At 71.9% G+C, this 17,242-nt stretch carries 13 protein-coding genes and 1 pseudogene; 3 read left to right on the top strand and 11 right to left on the bottom strand.

The window, feature by feature from the left end; genetic code table 11:
* Positions 1–456: 456 nt before the first annotated feature.
* Both ADL29_RS45845 and ADL29_RS38220 read right to left on the bottom strand, forming a co-directional pair.
* Positions 457–684: pseudogene (locus tag ADL29_RS45845) on the bottom strand (chaplin); the annotation flags it as partial.
* Positions 685–1,000: 316 nt separating this feature from the next.
* Positions 1,001–1,231 carry a hypothetical protein gene (locus ADL29_RS38220; protein ID WP_053928043.1) on the bottom strand — a complete coding sequence of 77 codons (231 nt, stop codon included), beginning with the start codon at positions 1,229–1,231 and terminating at the stop codon, positions 1,001–1,003.
* A 611-nt stretch (positions 1,232–1,842) separates the two neighbouring features.
* Here ADL29_RS38220 and ADL29_RS38225 point away from each other — a divergent pair.
* Positions 1,843–2,148, top strand: coding sequence for a hypothetical protein (locus tag ADL29_RS38225; RefSeq protein WP_053928044.1), 306 nt, complete (start codon positions 1,843–1,845; stop codon positions 2,146–2,148).
* Between the two features lie 115 nt (positions 2,149–2,263).
* Here ADL29_RS38225 and ADL29_RS38230 read toward each other — a convergent pair whose 3' ends face one another.
* From ADL29_RS38230 to ADL29_RS43210, 5 genes are all read right to left on the bottom strand, one after another.
* Positions 2,264–3,250 carry an urea transporter gene (locus ADL29_RS38230; RefSeq protein ID WP_245689798.1) on the bottom strand — a complete coding sequence of 329 codons (987 nt, stop codon included), beginning with the start codon at positions 3,248–3,250 and terminating at the stop codon, positions 2,264–2,266.
* 95 nt (positions 3,251–3,345) lie between these two features.
* The gene (locus ADL29_RS38235) at positions 3,346–4,026 is read right to left on the bottom strand and encodes a hypothetical protein (RefSeq protein WP_157878678.1); all 681 of its coding nucleotides are present in this window, start codon (positions 4,024–4,026) and stop codon (positions 3,346–3,348) included.
* Complete coding sequence (locus ADL29_RS38240; RefSeq protein WP_157878679.1) at positions 4,023–6,590, bottom strand: hypothetical protein; 2,568 nt, start codon at positions 6,588–6,590, stop codon at positions 4,023–4,025. Before ADL29_RS38240 ends, ADL29_RS38235 begins: the two co-directional genes overlap by 4 nt.
* A 196-nt stretch (positions 6,591–6,786) precedes the next feature.
* Positions 6,787–7,134 carry a hypothetical protein gene (locus ADL29_RS38245; protein WP_053928047.1) on the bottom strand — a complete coding sequence of 116 codons (348 nt, stop codon included), beginning with the start codon at positions 7,132–7,134 and terminating at the stop codon, positions 6,787–6,789.
* A gap of 163 nt (positions 7,135–7,297) precedes the next feature.
* Positions 7,298–7,864 carry a hypothetical protein gene (locus tag ADL29_RS43210; protein ID WP_053928048.1) on the bottom strand — a complete coding sequence of 189 codons (567 nt, stop codon included), beginning with the start codon at positions 7,862–7,864 and terminating at the stop codon, positions 7,298–7,300.
* Between the two features lie 1,043 nt (positions 7,865–8,907).
* Between ADL29_RS43210 and ADL29_RS38255 the strand changes: the two genes are divergently transcribed.
* Entirely contained in the window at positions 8,908–10,224 is a 1,317-nt protein-coding gene (locus ADL29_RS38255) for a hypothetical protein (protein ID WP_063788615.1), read from the top strand.
* A 21-nt stretch (positions 10,225–10,245) separates the two neighbouring features.
* On the opposite strand, the gene ADL29_RS38260 is transcribed toward ADL29_RS38255, so the two are convergent.
* The gene (locus ADL29_RS38260; RefSeq protein ID WP_245689799.1) at positions 10,246–12,507 is read right to left on the bottom strand and encodes a tetratricopeptide repeat protein; all 2,262 of its coding nucleotides are present in this window, start codon (positions 12,505–12,507) and stop codon (positions 10,246–10,248) included.
* Positions 12,508–12,518: 11 nt separating this feature from the next.
* A complete protein-coding gene (locus tag ADL29_RS38265; RefSeq protein WP_053928050.1) occupies positions 12,519–13,847 on the bottom strand; it encodes an FAD-dependent monooxygenase in 1,329 nt (442 codons plus the stop codon).
* 136 nt (positions 13,848–13,983) lie between these two features.
* Here ADL29_RS38265 and ADL29_RS38270 point away from each other — a divergent pair, with 136 nt between their 5' ends.
* Positions 13,984–14,745 carry a TetR/AcrR family transcriptional regulator gene (locus ADL29_RS38270; protein WP_245689800.1) on the top strand — a complete coding sequence of 254 codons (762 nt, stop codon included), beginning with the start codon at positions 13,984–13,986 and terminating at the stop codon, positions 14,743–14,745.
* 26 nt (positions 14,746–14,771) lie between these two features.
* Here ADL29_RS38270 and mreB read toward each other — a convergent pair whose 3' ends face one another.
* Positions 14,772–15,995 (bottom strand): rod shape-determining protein, encoded by a 1,224-nt coding sequence (gene mreB, locus ADL29_RS38275; RefSeq protein WP_078971588.1) that lies wholly within the window; start codon positions 15,993–15,995, stop codon positions 14,772–14,774.
* 110 nt (positions 15,996–16,105) lie between these two features.
* A partial coding sequence (locus tag ADL29_RS38280) for an FUSC family protein (RefSeq protein WP_211274467.1) occupies positions 16,106–17,242 on the bottom strand: 1,137 nt, incomplete at its 5' end.

Consider the following 17,242-nt stretch of genomic DNA (forward strand, 5'->3'; position numbering starts at 1 on the left):
GGTGGGGCGTGCACAACTGCGGTGTGAATACCTCCCGTTGGAGGACCGGCCTCGGGGCGGACATCACATGAGTGTGGGGCCCGGCGGTTGCCGGGCCCCACACTCATACATGACAGAGCGACAGTTTCGAACGGCTGTCACTGCCTACATTCAGTCGCGCGCGGCGACTCGGCGGCCCCGGCGGTAGAGCAGGACGCCACCGATGATCATCGCCGCACTGGCGCCGGCCGGAATCGCCAGGCTGACCTTTTCCGCACCGGTGCGTGCCAGCTCGGGGCGAACGGGGGCCGCAGCGTGGAGCTGGTGGCGCTGGTGCTGCTGGACGTGCTGGTGGTGATGCTTGATCGCGCGAGTGACGACCGGAGGCGCCGCCTGACGGTGGCGGTGAGTCGGCTTGGCGCGGTGCTGCTGCGGCTTGTGACGCATCTCCGAGTGGTGCCCGTGCCCGTGCTCGACATTGGCGCAGCGGTTGCCGATAGCGGGGTTGAGCGCTCCGACCACATTGACCGTGTTGCCGCAGATGTTGGCCGGGATGTGGATCGGCACCTGAATCAGGTTGCCGGAGAGTACGCCGGGAGAACCGACGGCAGCCCCGTGGGCGCCGCTGTCGGCGAGGGTCGTGCCCGCACCCATGAGCAGCAGGCCGCCGGTGGCAGCCGAAGCGGCAATGACCTTTTTGATCACGTGACTCCTTCTTAGCAGTGCGGTCACGGCCGCGGACCGCACAAGCCTCAACGAGGCCGGAAGGGGAAGGCTACGAATCCGGCATTTCGATCACTCATTCAGCTTGGCGCATACGCTCACTCGGCTGACGAGTGACGTCATTCCGATTTTATGGAGAGGTTTTCCCCGTGGCGGTCACTTCCGGGAAAAGCCGAGGACAGGGGCTGTCCTTTGATGATCCGGCCGCCCGAGCCCGCCGGCACAACGGCCCGACCGCCCCCTGCCCGCCTTTGATTGCGGACCCCGAAATGACCCCGACGGACCATTCGGCGGGCCGTCAGAAAATGAGCTTTTCGACGCCCGATGCGCCGGTCCCGGCCGGGCGGTCAAGCGGGTTGAGCACCTCGAACGGCACGTGGCCCACCTGCAGCCCGCCGATGTTGGAGTTCAGCCTCACGGGATCGCCGACGATGCCGAGGACGCCGGGGCCGGGATCGGCGTGGGCGGGGGCGGAGAAGGCCCCGGCGAGAGCGAGGGCTGCCACGAAGGTGGCGAGTGCGCGGCGCATAGCGGCTCCTGCTTCATTTCGTGTCATTCGCGTGCTGCGTGCACAGCGCACCCTTCCACTCGTGCGGGACTGGCTCCGGCATCTGCGCCATGCACGCCGAGCGATCACCTGATCGCACGGTCGCGAAAGGCTTGCGCGCGATTTTCCAGGAAGTGCGCACCGTTACGCCGCACGGGGGAATTCCATGGCCTCTGCTCGCGGGCACCGCACCGCACGGTCCTCGGCAGGGATTTCGCCCGGCCTCGCCGGGGCAGGAGGCGCGTATCGCGTCAGCAGCGAACTCCGGCGCCCCGTGACGCGAAATCGGGCTGGAATCCGGGAGGTGCCGGGCCATGTTTCCGGGGTCGCCGCTCCCTACTCGACCGCTCGTTGATATGCAGCTTGGCCTAATAGGTGGTGCGCGCAGGGCCGAACAGGTGGTGCGCCACGGCGGGCCCGACTGCGCCGGACCGTAAATGCCCTGATCTGCTCGGAGTGAGCGGGAAAACGAGCGCTCCATCATACAATCCGGCGCGTCGTTGCGCGACTTCAGGATAATTGGCTATTAGCCTCCGTAACTGCACGAAGTCGATCGATCACAGATCGCATCCGCTCAACCTTCCGGAGAAGAAATGCGCAAGCTTCGCACGGCTGCCATCGTGGCCGCCGCCCTCGGCACCCTCGGCATCCTCGGCGCCGGCACCGCGTACGCCGATGGCGGTTACGGCGGCAAGAGCAGCGGCGGCAGCAGCGGCTCCTCGTTCGAGATCAAGCAGGGCAGCTCCTGCAGATCGAAGGACACGAACGTCGACATCCTCGGCGAGGTCGGGATCGCCAACGGCCTGGGCGGCAACCTGCTCGGCGGCGAGGGCGCCGCGGGAGCGCAGTCCACCACGCTCGGCTCGTCCATGGGCTGCAACAACAGCGTCGGCAAGTAAGCACCGGCCAGTAGCGGAAAAGAGCCCCGGTGTCCGAGCCACAGGCCGGACACCGGGGCCTTGTTCTGAGCGTGCGGCCGGCGCGCGGGCCGTCCGGGCCCGGCGCCGCGGCCGGTCAGGCGATGCGCCGGATCCGGGGGAAGGACGCCGCCGCGGCGAGGAACAGCCAGGTGGTGATGACGAAGGGCCAGCTGAGGGTGCGTCCGCCGAACGGCGCGAAGTAGGCGTTCAGGGCGGCCGTCAGAACCGTCGTGACGGCGACGGCCACCAGGGTGTACAGCGCGTTCGGCACCGTCCTGGCAAGGAACAGGCCGCCCATGGCGACGGCCACGAGGACCGCGTTGTAGCCGTAGACGCCCGCGGCGACCGCAGCCGGCGGGGCGCCCAGGGCCCAGGACAGGAGTACGGCCACGGCACTGCCGGCGACGGCGGCCAGCCCGTAGCGGATCCCGCCGACGAAGAGCCCCACCAGCATGATCGCGCCGACGTACCAGTGTGCCGACAGGCCGACCTGGGAGATGTTGGCGAAGAACCCGTGCCACAGGTCGGTCCAGGTGTACGCCGTGCCGGGGGCGGCGGCGATCGGCAGAGCCGCGGTGCTGCCGCCGGGCCAGACCCGGGTGAAGGCCGGGGCCGCCGCCAGTACCGCTCCGACGACCACACAGAACGGCGCGGTCAGCACCGGCAGCCGCCAGGGCGCCACCAGGGCGGTCAGCGCCGCGAAGGCCAGTACGCAGACGACGGCACCGCCGATGGTCAGCAGGTATGTCGAGGGGTGGGGGCCCAGGAAGACGTACAGGGCGATGCCGGTCAGACAGCCGCAGAAGCCCTGCGTTCCCATGTCGATGATGTACCGGTCGACACCCACCGCGTACGCGGTCGCGGTGGCGACCACGGCGCCCAGCAGCCCGAAGACGCCCCCCTGCCAGCTGCTCACGAAGAGCGCGAGCGTGAACAGGACACCGGTCCAGACATTCGTCAGCAGGCTGAACTGGCCGAAGCTGCGGACCAGCTGTGCCGCGAGGCGGACCGGGCCGGGCAGCGCGGGGGGCTCCGCGGTGGTGTCGGGTCCGTCCGGCTTCCAGGTGTCGGGGGTGATCACGGTGCCTCCTAGGCGGTCCGGGTACGCCGCCGTGCCCGCTGCGGGAGGTGGGGCCCGCTCTGCGCACGGACCGCGGCGCACCGCCGCGTCCGGCCCTACGGCAGGACGCCTTGCGGCAGGGCGTGTGTCGAGGGCAGAGGGTGTGTCGAGGACACGGCGTGCGGGTGTTCCGGGGCGTGCGGCTTTGACGGAGCGTCAGGATCGTGGGCCGTCGGCGAAGCGTCAGGGGCCGCCGTTTCAGGGGCGAGCTGCCACTGCCCGCCGTCCTCGCGGAGAGCGAGGACGTGTCCGCTCCCCGTGTGTGCCCCCGGCCCCGAGAACCAGCGGGCGTCGCTCGGGTCCCACCAGCGGTTCCCGACCCGGAGCACCTCGTGGTGCACCGTGTTCCGCCCGATCCACGCGTCGTTGACCTGCGCCTCGTTCCAGACGGCCCGCCAGTGCGCGGGGGCCATCGGCGGGGTCAGCACCGCGGCGCGGGCCCGCGTGTGCGGTACGGACTTCCGGGTGAGGAGCGCCGCCGCCACATCGGCGTGCACCCCGCAGTCGCCGACGAGGTCACCGTGGTCCACCAGGTCACACCAGTGCGCCGGCCACTGCACGGGCCCCCACCGGAAGAGCCCGGGGACGGCGGCGAGCGCGGTCCCTGTGTCCCCGTAGTGCATGAGCTGGGCGAACACGCTGTGCTTGACCATCTCGCAGCACGCCTTCGGGTGACTGGCCACCTGGGACAGTTCGATCCGGTCGAACCGCTTCAGATCCCCCATCAGTCCACTCATGGCTGCCCCAATTCCCGCGGCGCGGTCCCGCGCCCGAACTCGTAGGCCATGGAGGTGTCGTATCCGCCGCACATGCCGAATGCGAGGTAGTCGCCCTCCCGGACGTCGGTGAGGTCCAGCCGGACCGACAGCACGTCGTGTTCCATGCAGGACCTGCCCAGAATCCAGCTCCAGCCGGGGCGCAGCGGTTCCCAGCGGGAGCCGTCGAACCTGGCCACGGGATGTGGATGGAAGGGCGCCTCGGGCATATCGCCTTCGGCCGCGTCGACGACGATGTCATAGCCGCGGTGCGATGCCCGGCGCGCCAGAACCTGTGTCACCACCGCGGCCGACGGCTGGGTGAGGAGCTTGCCCGGCTCCATCACCAGCAGCGGATCGCCGTCGCGGGCGGCGGCGGGACCGTTCGCGCGCACATAGTCCAGCGAGGCGCGCAGATACGACAGGTCGTCGACATGCCAGCCGCCGCCGATGTCCAGTACGGCCGGTGGCCCGCCCAGCAGGTCCGCCAGGGGATCGGCCGCACTGAGCGCCGCCACGCATTCGCGCTCCCAGCGCGGTGCGCCCAGGACGCTCTGGGCGAAGTGGAAGTGCATCCCCCATCCGGCTCCGAGGCGATCGGCGAGGGTGCCGAGCAGCCGGGCCGCCTCCACCATGGTGTCGCGCTCGTGCAGCGGGACGCCGAAGCGGCTGATGAGCCCGGTGGGCGCGACACGCACCCCGACGACCTCGGCTTCCAGCTGGAAGCCGTTGTCCAGAAGGTCACCGAGCCTGCTCAGTTCCGCCAGGGAGTCGGCGAAGAAGGCGAAGCAGCGGACGCGGTCGGTGGCGGGCCACCATTTCGCGGGCCCGTTGAGGATCGCGCGTTCCGGCGCCATGCCGTGCCGCTCGGCCGCTTCGAGCTCGGCCAGGCTGATCGCCTCGGCGGCCAGACCGAGCCGCGCGGCCTCACGCAGGACGGCGGGCTGCGGGCAGGTCTTCACGCTGTGCGCGAGGAGCACCCGGCCGATCCCCTCCACTTCCTGCCGCAGGGCCTGGACCCGCTCGGTGAAAAGGGGAAGGAGGACCTGCCGGTACGGAGTGGCCGCGTTCCCCGGGGGGTCGAGCAGCCTCTCGAAGCCTTCGGTGTGCGCGGCCGGTTCCTTTGTCCGGGTGGCCGGCCGTTCCGCAGGTGCGGGCCGTCCTTCCACGCGCCCGGCCGGCATCCCGTTGTGTGCGGGCGCCCCCACCGCCCCCGCGCATTCGGCCGTTTCCACCGATTCCGCGAAATCCGCCGTTTCTCCTGCTCCCGCGTATTCGGCAGCCACGCCGATCCGTGCGGCGGATCCCGGGTTCGGGTGGCTCTCGACCGGCTCGTCGGCGTCCTCGGGCGGGAGCAGGCGCCGTTGGCCCAGCGACGGCATTCCCGAATGCCGCTTGTCGCCCGGACGGGAGATTCCGCCGGCGACCCAGGCGATGGGGGTGATGCCCAGGGCCGGGTGGACCGGGATCTCCTCCACCACGCGGGTGAAACCCGGCGTGAGCCGTCTGCCGCGGTCGGCGGGCCGTCCCGCGACCAGGGCGGCGGGCAGGTTGGCGCCGCACACCGAGGTGCCGTGGATCCAGGCGGGGAAGCGCGGATTGATCTCCATGAGCGTCAGTTCGCCGCTCCAGCTGCGGATGAGCTCCAGTTCGCCGGCGCCGGTCCACCCGGCGTCGGCGACCAGGTCCGCCAGCCGCTCGCGCATGGCCTCGTCCAGCTCGGCGACCTCGCCGGCCCAGGTCTTGCCCTCGGTCGTGACCATCGCCTTGGTGATGAAGACCGCGTCGAGCAGCCGGCCGTCCAGACCGCAGAACGCGATGCTGCACTCCTGGCCGGCCACATGCGCTTCCAGATGCCAGCTGCCGCCCCACGTCCGCTGGACCACATCGCCCAGGGCCAGCGCGGCCCCGGCGGTGTAGGCGCGGTGTGCGTCGTAGTGCTGGCCCTTGACCCACACCCCGTACGGGGACCGGCGGATGAACCGGTCGATGGCCTCCCAGCTGGTGTCGGTCTCGTACTCCGCGGCGCGCAGGCCGAGCCGTTCCGCCGCTTCGACCGGAGGTTTGCCCACCAGCTCCAGTGCGGCCTTCGAGGGCCCCAGGATCCGGTCATGGGAGCCGAGCTCCCGTGCCAGCAGCCGGACTTCCAGATCCAGACAGGGGATCAGGACCGCGTCCTCGGGCTCCAGAAGGCGGTCCATCTGCTCGATCCACGTGGGGAGGTGCGCCTCGCGCCATGCGGGGAGACAGACCAGGTCGTCGAGAAGCTCCGAGTGCAGGCCCGAACTCTCCCGCGAATAGTCCAGCCCGACGATCCGGAGTCCGGGCCGGGCGAGACGCAGGGAACGGGCGACGCTCAGGCCCGGCGAGGGGTTCGGGCCACTGTGCATACCGCTGACGAAGACCGTGCCGACCTCCGTCCCGGGACCCCCGGCGCTCGCGGCGTTCTCCGGGCGCGGGGTGCTCCCCTGTGGTGCCTCAGGCCTGGTGACATCCCTGCTCGCGCCCGCCGGCTCGCGTCCGTTGTGCTCTGTTTGAAGCCCCATGCCGAACATCATCAGCAGAGCTTTCGCCGCGCGCACCCGGTGACGGCCGCCAGGGTGAGGCGCCGCGACGGCCCGCCGGCCGCGGCCGCGGAGTGCGGGCCGCCGGGGGCCGTCGACGGCGGGGCGGTCCGCATCCGCCCGGAACCGTAGTGCCGGACGCGGGATCAACCCGGTCCGGCCGTCCGCCGTTCGCTCCTCAGATCCCGAAGTGCGGCAGCTTGATGTGCTGGGGCAGCCGGACCGTGTTGGAGCAGTGCACGATCGGGCCGGCCTTCGTGGCCCCGCTGCCCAGGAAGCCGAGTTCGGGCCACAGCACGCGGTCGCGGGCGACCGTCGAGCAGCTCTTCCGCTGCTTGATGATGATCTTGCCGTCCTTGCTCCGGTGGACGGCCTGGCCCTTGTAGACGCAGGTGCGGTCGCCCGACGCGGCGCGGGTGCAGTCGCCCGAGGAGTCTCCGGCATACGCCTGGGTGGCACCGGCGCAGGTCACGGCGGCGGCGCCCAGGAGCGCCGAGACGGCTGCGATCTTCTTACGACTGAACATGTGCGGCGTTCCTTTGCGATCGATGCCCGGGCGCGGTCACCGCGTACCGGTGTGCGCCCGGGCCCTGAAGAGGATCGGAAAACGGGCCCCGGCGCCGGGCCTGTGGCTCGGACGCCGGGACCCCTTTCACTGGTTTTCTGGAGGGTCTGCCTGCCGAGGGCGATTACTTGGCGAGGGCGGTGTTGTTGCAGCCCAGGCTCGAGCCCTGCCTGGTGCTCTGCTTGCCCGGGTGGCCCTCACCGTTGAGCGCGTTGCCCAGCACACCGTTGAGGAGCCCGACCTGGCCGAGGATGTTGACGTTCAGGTCGTGCGTGCGGCACGAGGTGCTCTGCTTGATCTTGGTTTCCTTGCCCTTTTCCTTTCCCGGCCACGACTGGGGGGCGGGCTGCTGCGGCGCGGGCGCCTGCGGGGCGTAGACCTGCGGCGCGGGCTGCTGCGGGGCAGGCTGCGGCGCGGGGGCCTGAGGGGCGTAGTACTGGGGGGCGGGCTGCTGCGGCGCGGGGGCCTGAGGGGCGTAGTACTGCGGGGCGGGCTGCTGCGGGGCCATCTCGTGGTGCGGGTAGGCACCCTGCGCACTGGCCCCCGCAGCGGACTGCGAAGTGGCCCATGCAGTGACCTGCGGGCCGCCACCCTGGTACCCGTAGCCGTCGGCGAAGCTGACGCCGGCGCCGATGGTCGACAGCGCACCGGCCGCTGCGACGACGATCACGACGTTGTGAAGTTTGCGCATGGAACCTTTGACCCTTCATTACATGTACACGGAGACCTGCGAGACTACTGATAGTAAGGATATACACACCGTCAGTAGTCAATGCGGGATTTCACCCCCTTGTGCACTTTGTGTCGACCTCTGCACCTTTTCGGCGTCGGCGGCATGGAATGCGGAAGGGAAATAGGAAAATAGGAAATCGGGTGGCGATGCGGCCCGCCCGGTGCGAGCCCGGACCGGATAAAAGCCGCTGACGACTCACATGACACTCCCTCGGACAAACCTTCCTCCGAGAGGGAAACGAGAATTCCCCCTGGTCGGGTCACGGGACCCAGCGCGCGGTCACCCGTTTGCCCACCGGTGCCCCACTGCGGGGCAGCCGCTCGCCCCAGGCGCTCTGCACCAACTCATCGCCGTATAAGGCAACTTGACGCGTGAGCCGGTGGCGCTTCGGCCGTGGGGCCCGCGGGTCCGTATGCCCCGGTGCCGGACCTTCCCGTCAGCCGTACGCCGGGGGTACGCGGCCGCCCCGACCGGTCCGCGGATATCGTGACGGGCCGGAGAGACGGCGCCGGCGCGGCGGGCCGGGTGACGAGGGGGTGCGGTGGGCGAGCGGCGGGACGGCTGGATACGGGTTCCCGTCGGGGCCGAGGCGGGGCGGTGGGACACCCGGGGACGCTGCCTGCGCGTGCTGTTCGTCGTGCACAACGTGACCTCCGCGACCCGGCTGCTGGACGTACTGCCGCTGTTCCGGGACGACCTGCGGGTGCAGATGCTGGCGACCTGTACGGAATCGTCGCCGTTCCAGGCCGGGGTGGCGGAGCTGCTGGCCGGGGTCGGCGTACCGGTGCTGCCGTGGTCGCAGGCGCTGCAGACGCCGGTGGACCTGGCGGTCTCGGCGAGTTTCGGAGGCCAACTGCACCGCATCCAAGGGGAGTTGGCGGTCCTTTCCCATGGCGTTGGATACAATAAGACGCTGGCCACGCCGGGAGCCGGGAGCCGGGAGCCGGGAGCCGGGAGCCGGGAGCCGGGAGCCGGGTCCGGACGGTGCGCCGGTGTTCGGGATGTCGGAGGAGTGGCTGCTCGCGGACGACGGCTCCCCCGTCGCGCAGGCGATGGTCCTCTCCCACCCCGAACAGCTGGCGCGTCTGCGTACCGCCTGCCCCCGCGCCGTCCCCACGGCCGTACTCGCCGGGGACCCCTGCTTCGACCGGATGCTGGCCGCCCTCCCGCACCGCGACCGCTTCCGCCGGGCGCTCGGCGTCCGCGACGGCCAGCGGCTGCTGATCCTCAACTCCACCTGGAATCCGGAGTCGCTCTTCGGTGACGGCGGCGCCGAGGACCTGCTCCCCTCCCTCCTCCCCCGCCTGACCGGCGAACTCGCCGCGGACGACTACCGCCTCGCGGCCGTACTGCACCCCAACATCTGGCACGGACACGGCCCCGGCCAGATCAGGGCCTGGCTGCACCGCGCGCGGCGCGGCGGCCTGACCCTGCTGGACCCGCTGGAGGGCTGGCGGCAGGCGCTGATCGCCGCCGACGCGGTCATCGGGGACCACGGCTCGGTGACGTACTACGCCGCCGCCCTGGGCACCCCCGTCCTCCTGGGCGCCGCACCGCTGGCCGGGCTCGACCCGCACTCCCCGGTGGCCGGCTTCGTCCGTACGGCCCCCCGCCTCGACCCCCACGCCCCGCTGCCGCACCAGATCGAGACGCTGATCGCCGGGCACCGCCCCCTCCCGGGCCCCGCGGAGCTGACCACATCCGTACCCGGCAAATCCGCGGCACTGCTGCGGGAGTTGTTCTACGGCCTCATCGGGATACCCGAACCCGTCGAACCCGCGACGCTCGACCCGCTGCCCCTTCCGCCGTACGAACCGCCGCTGCGCACCGCTCCGATGCGGGTGCTGACCCGGCCGGTGGAGGGCGGCGGTATCGCGGTACGGCGGTTCGCCGAGCCCGCCTACGAGCCGGCCGGGGACGCGACGCAGACGGGGGGCGGGGCGGCCCATCTGGCCGTGCACGAGGACCAGGCCGAGCACGACGCGGTGGCACCGGCCGATGTGATCTTCCGCTACGGGGCGGCGGACGATCCCCGGCTGGGCCCGCCGGACAGGTGGGGCGCGGAGGTCCTGGCGCGGTGGCCGAACTGCGCGCTCGCGGCGTACATCACGGCCCCCGACGCCTGCACCGTACGCACCCGGGCGGGTGCGGTGCTGCGGATCGCCGGCCCGCCGTCCGGTCCCGATCCGGCCGCCTGTGCCTCCGCGCTGTACGCCGCGCTGGCGGGTGGTGCGGCACTTGACGACCTGGTGGCGCGCGGGCTGTCCGTACACACCGGCGGCACGGCCCACCGGGTGACGGTCACGCCGCCCGGCTGACGGTCGCCCTGTCCGGGTAGGTCACGCCGCTTCGCACCGCCGGCGCAACGCCTCCAGGTGGCCGAGGTGGAAGCCCGCCCCCTCGTCCCTGAGCAGGGAGATCGCCTCCTCGAGCGGCGGGCGTGCGGCGGCCGGATCGCCGGCGTCCAGGTGGGTCTCGGCGAGGTCGGTGAGCGTGCGGGCCGTGTTGTACGCCTCGGCGCTGTCGCGGAAGAAGCGCAGCGCCCGCGCCAGCCGCTGCCGGGACTCGGCCCAGCGGCCGAGGCCCCGGAGTGCCCGCCCCCGATGGCGCTCCAGCAGCGCGCGGGCACGCGGCACATCGGCGGCCCCCTCACCGTCCTCGCCTATGGCCAGCAGCAGGCCGTCGGCCTCGTCGAAACGCTCGTAGGCATCCTGGAAGCGCCACTGCCGCAGCCTCAGCAGCCCCAGCGTCTCCACGGCGGTGGCCTGGCCACGGAGATGTCCCGCGCGCTCTTCGGCGCGGGCCGCGGCCAGCAGCTCCGCTTCCGCTTCCTCGTACCGGCGCAGCTCCACCAGGGCCAGCGCGAGTTGGGTGTACATCCGGCCGGCCATCCGGCAGGCGGCGGGCGACGCGCTCTCCGTACCGCGGTCGGCGGCGCGCACGCCGGACCGGAGCGCGGGGAGCAGCTCGTCGTGCCGGCCGGTCTTGAGCTGTACCGACCACAGGGCCTCGCAGAGCTGGACCACGGAGTCACGGTCCTCGAACTCCTCCGCGGCCCGCACCGCTTCGAGGATCTGGCCGAGCTCGCCGCCGAGCGCGGCCAGCGCCTCGCCCGGGGTGGAATACGGGCCCGGCTCCAGCCGGTCGTACAGGGGGCCCAGGTGCCAGCGCTGCGGGAGTACAGCGCGGTCGGCACGGACCGCGAAGCGCAGGGCCCAGGCCACGCCGCGCGAGACGGCGGCGGAGCAGGCGGCGATGCCGTCCTCGCGCACGGCGGCCGCTTCGGCATGGCGCCGCACGGAGGGGCGGAAGCGGTAGCGGCCCGCGGCTGTGGTCTCCAGCAGCCGGCGGTCGGCCAACTCTGCCAGCAGCGCTTCGGCTTCCGGTTCGCCGATGCCGGCGATGGCGGCCGCCGAGGCAGCCCCGACGGCGGGCCACGGACGCAGCGCCAGCAGCCGGTAGAGGCGCCCGGCGCCCGGCCCCAGCTCCTGGTACGCGTCCTCGGCGGCGTGCCGTACCGGGTCGTCGGCGGGGTCGGTGGTGGGGGTGTGGGTGGGGTCGCTCGAGGGACGGGTGGCGGGGTCGTTGTCGTACACGGCGGGCTCCTGGTCCGGGCGGGGCGGCTCGGCCAGCCGTACGGCGGCCGCGCGCAGGGCGAACGGTGAGCCGGCGCATCTGGCCAGCACCTGTGGCAGTGCGACGCCCGCCGCGGTCAGGGTTTCCTTGTCGGTGAGCAGGCCCAGCAGAGCGCGGGCGTCGTTGTCGGCCAGCGGCCCGACGGGAACGGGCACCGCGTCCAGCCCGCTCAGCGGCCGCCGGGCCACCACGACCGTGAACACCCCTGGCGCCGACGTCAGCAGCGGCTGCACCTGCGCCGCGGACCGGGCGTGATCAAGGACGACAAGCAGCCGGCGGTCACCGATGCTCGTGCGGTACAGATCCGCCCGGTCCTCGACCGCCGGCGGAATCCCGTCGTCGGCGAACCCCAGCTGCTGCAGAAGACCGCGCAGTACGGTGCCCTGATCCAGCGCGGCGACCGCGGAAGGCCCGCGCAGGTCCATATACAGCTGGCCGTCGGGGAACCGGTCCCCATGCGCACAGCCCCAGTGCACGGCCAGCGCGCTGGTCCCGATCCCCTCGGGGCCGTGAATCAGCACCACCCGCGGACGCCCGTCGGCCTTCCGTCCCGCCTCACGGTCGATCCGCTTCATCGCGGTCTGACGGTCGGTGAAAAACCGTACGGAGCTGGGCAGCCTGCGCGGCACGGCAGCCACGCCCCCGGGCCGGGGAGCGCTGCGCAGCCATGCGTCCAGCGCCCGGGCGTGCACCTGGTCGCGCCGCGCCCCCTCCACCAACAGCTCCGCCAGCGCCTCACGCTCAGCGCTTCCGACGGGCGCCGCCACCTCTCGCCCGGCTATCCGCCGCGCCAACACCCCCACCGACTCCCAGGCACGCTTCCCGGCTTCATTGGCCATGGAACCGGCCACCGCCCCAAGAGCCCCCGTCACCATCACGACGAGATCCACCATGCCGTCGGTCCCCCCTTGCACACGAGTGCCCTGCCCCGTCATCGACATCGACATCGACATCGACATCGACATCGACAACAACGCTATCGGTCGGGGTGGGGCTGATGGGGGCCGGTCTGGGTGGGCGCCGCACCGAGCAGGGCCGGGTAGTCCGGGAGGGTGAGGGCGGCGGAGAGAGTGTGGCCCTGGTCGAGCAGGGCTTGGACGGTGGCGGGGTCGTTCAGGGCTGCGTTGCGGGCGTCTATTGCCTCCTGGGTTGCCGGGGCGAGGAATTCGCCTGTGTATCGGCCGCCTTCCTGACATGCGGTCACATACGGGCGGAGGAGCTCTTCGTAGCGGGTGAAGGCCGCGGTGTGGTCACCGTCCGCCAGGGCCAGCTCGCCCGCCAGGACGTAGGCGCCGACCGCCGCGGAGCCGGTGCCCATGCCGCCCAGCGTGGCGCCGTATGCGGCGTCGCCCAGCAGGGCGATGCGGCCGGTGGACCAGTGCGGGACATCGACCCGGCTGATGGAGTCGAAGTAGAGGTCGTCCGCGGCCCACACGGTGTCGATCACCTCCGGTGTCCGCCAGCCGGCGCCCGTGTACGCCTGGGCTATCGCCTTCTTCTGGGACTGCGGATCGCGGCGGTCGTAGGACAGCTCCCCCTGGGATGCGAAGACGCAGAAGGTCTCGCCCGCGTAACCCGGCTCGGCGGTGCGCCGGGGAGCCCGGCCGACGGTTGCCAGACGGCCGGGCTCGGAGTAGCCGACCGGTCGGGCGCCGAGCCCGGCGGCGTCCTGCGGCAGATCCCAGCCGGCCACGTAATAGCCGAGGTGGCTGACGAATTCCTCCTCCGGGCCGAAGGTGAGCCGGCGGACCGTGGAGTGCAGGCCGTCCGCGCCGACCACGAGGTCGAAGGTGCGCGGTGCGCCGCGTTCGAAGGTGACATGAACGCCGTCGTCGGCCTCGGTCAGGGAGGTGAGGGAGTCGCCGAAGAGGTACTCGGTGGCGGCGGCTGCGCATCCTGGAGAGCCGGGGCCGCCGACGGGGACGCGGAGGCTGTGCTCGTAGAGGATGCGGGAGAGCTCCGAGCGGAGGATCTCCAGCTCGCCGCCCGCGAACTCCGGTGGCATCGCGGCCAGTTCATCACCCCGGGCATCGATGAAGGTCATGGGACTGCCGCCGGTGGCCCGGCTCCTGATGGCGTCCAGGACGCCCATCCGCTGCAGTACGGACAGCTGCACCGCACCGCGGAAGTCGACCGCGAAGCCGCCGCCGCGCAGAGCCGGGGCCACCTCGATCACGGTGGGCCGGTAGCCGTAGCGCGCGAGCCAGTAGGCCAGGGCCGGGCCCGCCACGCTGGCGCCGGAGATCAGGACCGTCTGCGGTCGAGCCGAAGCCGTGGTCGTGGTCGTGATTGGTGGCTGCGTCATCGCATGCTCCCCCGCGAAGGGGCCGGTCCGTCGTCGGCCGACCCTCGTGAATGACACCGACACAAGAAACTGTATCCGACGGACACTGATTTGTGTACCTCGGAAACAGTTCGGTGAGCGGATTTAGGATGCGGGGGTGGCGGGAGATGACGAGAAGCGCAGCGTGTTCGGGGAGCAGGCGGGCAGCGTGGAGCTGCTGTGGGGCGGGCGTGAGCGGCCCAGCCGTGGCCCGAAGCCGGGGCTGAGCCTGGAGCGGATCACACGTACGGCCATGGCCATCGCCGATCTCGGCGGGCTCGGGGCGGTCTCCATGCAGCGGGTCGCGGGCGAACTGGACTTCACCAAGATGTCCTTGTACCGCTATGTCCCGGGCAAGACGGAGCTGGTGGCCCTGATGGTCGACACCGCCATGGGGGAACCGCCCGCCCCGGCCGACGGCGCCGCCGGCAACTGGCGGACCGCGCTGCGCGACTGGGCCGAGCAGCTGGCGGCGGCCTTCCGGCGTCACCCCTGGCTCCTGGAGGCGGCCACCGGCCCGCGCATCATGGGGCCCAACGAGCTCGGCTGGACCGAACGCGCCCTCGCCGCACTCGCGGACACCGGCCTCAACGGCGGCGAGCAGCTGGACGCCGTGGTCGTCGTGACCGGCCACATCCGGGCCATCACACAGGTGTCGGCTTCACTGGGACTGGGCAGCACGCAGGCCAAGGAGCCCGAGCAGGTGATGAGCGCGCTGCTGAACGAACTGCTCGTCGGGCGCTCCGACCGGTTCCCGGCCCTGACCGCCGCCCTCGCCTCCGCCGCGGAGACCGATTCCCGCGACCAGTCCCTGGAGTTCGGACTGGAGCGCATCCTGGACGGCCTGGAGGCGTATATCGCGCGCCGGGCCGCCCCGTAGCCCGCCCCACGGCCCGTCCCCTACGGCTACAACCGCACCGTCCTGCGCGGCCGTTCCTTCGCGCCCGTCAGCATGCCGTGCAGCGAGGCGAATTCGTCGACGCACTTGGCGGTGCCGTTGACGACGCAGTCCAGCGGCTGGTCGGCGACCGTCACCGGGACCCCCATTTCCTGCTGCAGTCGCAGATCCAGGCCCCGTAGCAGGGCGCCGCCGCCGGTCAGGGCGATACCGCGCTCGATGATGTCGCCGGAGAGCTCCGGCGGGCAGGCGTCGAGGGTGTGGTGGACGGCGCGGATGATGGCGTCGACGGGCTCGGTGAGCGCCTCGCGGATCTCCTCCTCGGTGATTTCCTGGATGCGGGGCAGACCGCTGATGTGGTCGCGGCCCCGGACGGTGAAGGAGGTGCGGCGCTGCGGTGCGCCGCCCTCGTCGGTGTCGGAGGCGACATCGGAGGCGGTGCCGGAGGGAGCGTCGGAAGCGGCGTCGGCGGAGGAGTCGGGGGAAGAGTCGGAGGCGGCGCGCGGAGCCGGGACCCGGGCCGCCGAGCCGATGGCCATCTTGATGTCCTCGGCGGTGCGTTCGCCGATGGCCAGGGCGTGCTTCTTCTTGACGTGCGCGGCGATGGCGGCGTCCAGGGCGTCGCCGGCGATCCGTACGGACTGGGCGGTGACCAGGCCGCCCATGGAGACGACGGCGACCTCGGTGGTGCCGCCGCCGATGTCCACCACCATGCAGCCGACGGGTTCGTCGACGGGGAGGCCGGCGCCGATCGCGGCGGCCATCGGCTCCTCGATGAGGTGGACTTCGCGGGCTCCGGCGCTGCGGGCGGAGTCGATGACGGCACGGCGCTCGACGCCGGTGATGCCGGAGGGGACGCAGATGACCACCCGCGGCCTGGCGAACCGGCGGCTGGGCAGGGCCTTCTTCATCAGGGCGCGCAGCATCTGCTCGGCGGCGGTGAAATCGGCGATGACGCCTTCGCGCAGGGGGCGCATCGCGGTGATCCCGGAGGGGGTGCGGCCGATGGTGCGCTTGGCGTCCGAGCCGACGGCGATGACCTCGCCGGTGACGTTGACGGCGACGACGGACGGCTCGTTCAGCACCACGCCCTTGCCGCGCGCGTAGACCAGGGTGTTGGCGGTACCGAGGTCGATGCCGATGTCGTAGGCGCCGGACGGTGCCGCGGGCCGGTCGGGGGATCCGTCGGCGGTGTGGCCGGACGACGCTCTCGAGGAAGTGCTGGACGCCATGGGGAGATCGGGTGCTCTCTCGACTGGGTGACAAACTTCGGGCATTGCGGAGCAGAGGGAACCTTTACCGCACCGAAGGCAAAGGTGTCCATTGCGGGCACTCAACAAGACTACTGGGCGGGCGGAATGGTTCCTTCCGTATCCGTCGCGGCCGAACCCTCCACCGCCTCCGCGAGGTCGTCGAGGGCATCCAGGAGGAGCTCCGCGGCACGGAGTGCGACGCCCTGGCTCTCAGATTCGGCGTCCCAGCGCTCCCATACGGCGCGCAGCGCGCTCCAGTCCAGCCGGTCGCGTTCCCGTACGGCATGGGCGGCGCGCTCCAGGGACGGGCGGAGTTCGGCGGCGAAGGCGGCGGCGCCGGGGGACGGTTCGGCGTCGTTGTCGGGGAGATGGGCCTCCATGATCATCGTGACCCGGCCCATGGTGGCGAGGGCGGCGCCGGCCGCGGTGGCCGAGGTGCGGGAGAGGCCGCGGTGGCGCACGGGTTCCTTTTCCGCGCGGGCCTCACTCTCCTCCCAGGCGGCGCGGGCCGCACGGGCGTCGAGGAGGGCCTCGCGGACCTGCCGGGGGCGGCGTTCGGCGGGCCGGGCGTAGCGGTCCAGTACGGCGAGCGCATAACGGCCGTTGGCCTCCAGCCATTCGGCGAGGCGCTCGCGCAGCCTGGGCGTTTCCCAGGCCGGGAAGAGCGCGTACGAGAGCATGGCGAGCAGCCCGCCGAGCAGGGTGAGCACCACGCGTTCCGCGACGGTCTGGGTCCAGCCCTCGCCGGCGATGCCGAGCAGGAAGATGACATATCCGGCCACGCAGGCCGAGGTGACCGAGACGCCGGTGCGCATCAGCAGGTACATGAGGAAGACGAAGACGACGGCGAGCCCGGCGCAGACAGCGGGGCCGGGGTGGGCCAGGGCCATGACCCCGCCGCTGATGGCGACGCCGACGAGGGTGCCGCTGAAGCGGGCCACACCGCGCGAGTAGGTCTGGCCGAAGTCGGGGCGCATCACCATGACGGAGGTGAGCGGCGCCCAGTAGCCGTGGCCGAAGGGGAGGGCGGTGCCCAGGAGATAGCCGCAGACGGCCACGGCGCTGACGCGCAGGGCGTGCCGGAAGATGTGGGAGGACCAGCGGGCCTCGCGGCGCAGGGCCCGCAGGGCGACCGGGACGAGGCGGGGGACGCTGGGGCGCAGCAGATGGCTGCCCACTTCCCGCCCGCCCTGCCCGCCTTCCTCCCGCCCGCCCTGCCCGCGTTC

This window comes from Streptomyces chattanoogensis (genome assembly GCF_001294335.1).
Lineage (GTDB): Bacteria > Actinomycetota > Actinomycetes > Streptomycetales > Streptomycetaceae > Streptomyces > Streptomyces chattanoogensis.

What these genes read in the sequence shown, in the direction of transcription:
- ADL29_RS38220 (WP_053928043.1), bottom strand. Translation starts at nt 1,231, where the DNA reads ATGCGCCGCGCACTCGCCACCTTCGTGGCAGCCCTCGCTCTCGCCGGG.
- ADL29_RS38265 (WP_053928050.1), bottom strand. Translation starts at nt 13,847, where the DNA reads ATGACGCAGCCACCAATCACGACCACGACCACGGCTTCGGCTCGACCG.
- ADL29_RS38240 (WP_157878679.1), bottom strand. Translation starts at nt 6,590, where the DNA reads ATGGGGCTTCAAACAGAGCACAACGGACGCGAGCCGGCGGGCGCGAGC.
- ADL29_RS38245 (WP_053928047.1), bottom strand. Translation starts at nt 7,134, where the DNA reads ATGTTCAGTCGTAAGAAGATCGCAGCCGTCTCGGCGCTCCTGGGCGCC.
- ADL29_RS38235 (WP_157878678.1), bottom strand. Translation starts at nt 4,026, where the DNA reads ATGAGTGGACTGATGGGGGATCTGAAGCGGTTCGACCGGATCGAACTG.
- ADL29_RS38260 (WP_245689799.1), bottom strand. Translation starts at nt 12,507, where the DNA reads ATGTCGATGTCGATGTCGATGTCGATGTCGATGACGGGGCAGGGCACT.
- ADL29_RS38255 (WP_063788615.1), top strand. Translation starts at nt 8,908, where the DNA reads ATGTCGGAGGAGTGGCTGCTCGCGGACGACGGCTCCCCCGTCGCGCAG.
- ADL29_RS38225 (WP_053928044.1), top strand. Translation starts at nt 1,843, where the DNA reads ATGCGCAAGCTTCGCACGGCTGCCATCGTGGCCGCCGCCCTCGGCACC.
- mreB (WP_078971588.1), bottom strand. Translation starts at nt 15,995, where the DNA reads ATGGCGTCCAGCACTTCCTCGAGAGCGTCGTCCGGCCACACCGCCGAC.
- ADL29_RS43210 (WP_053928048.1), bottom strand. Translation starts at nt 7,864, where the DNA reads ATGCGCAAACTTCACAACGTCGTGATCGTCGTCGCAGCGGCCGGTGCG.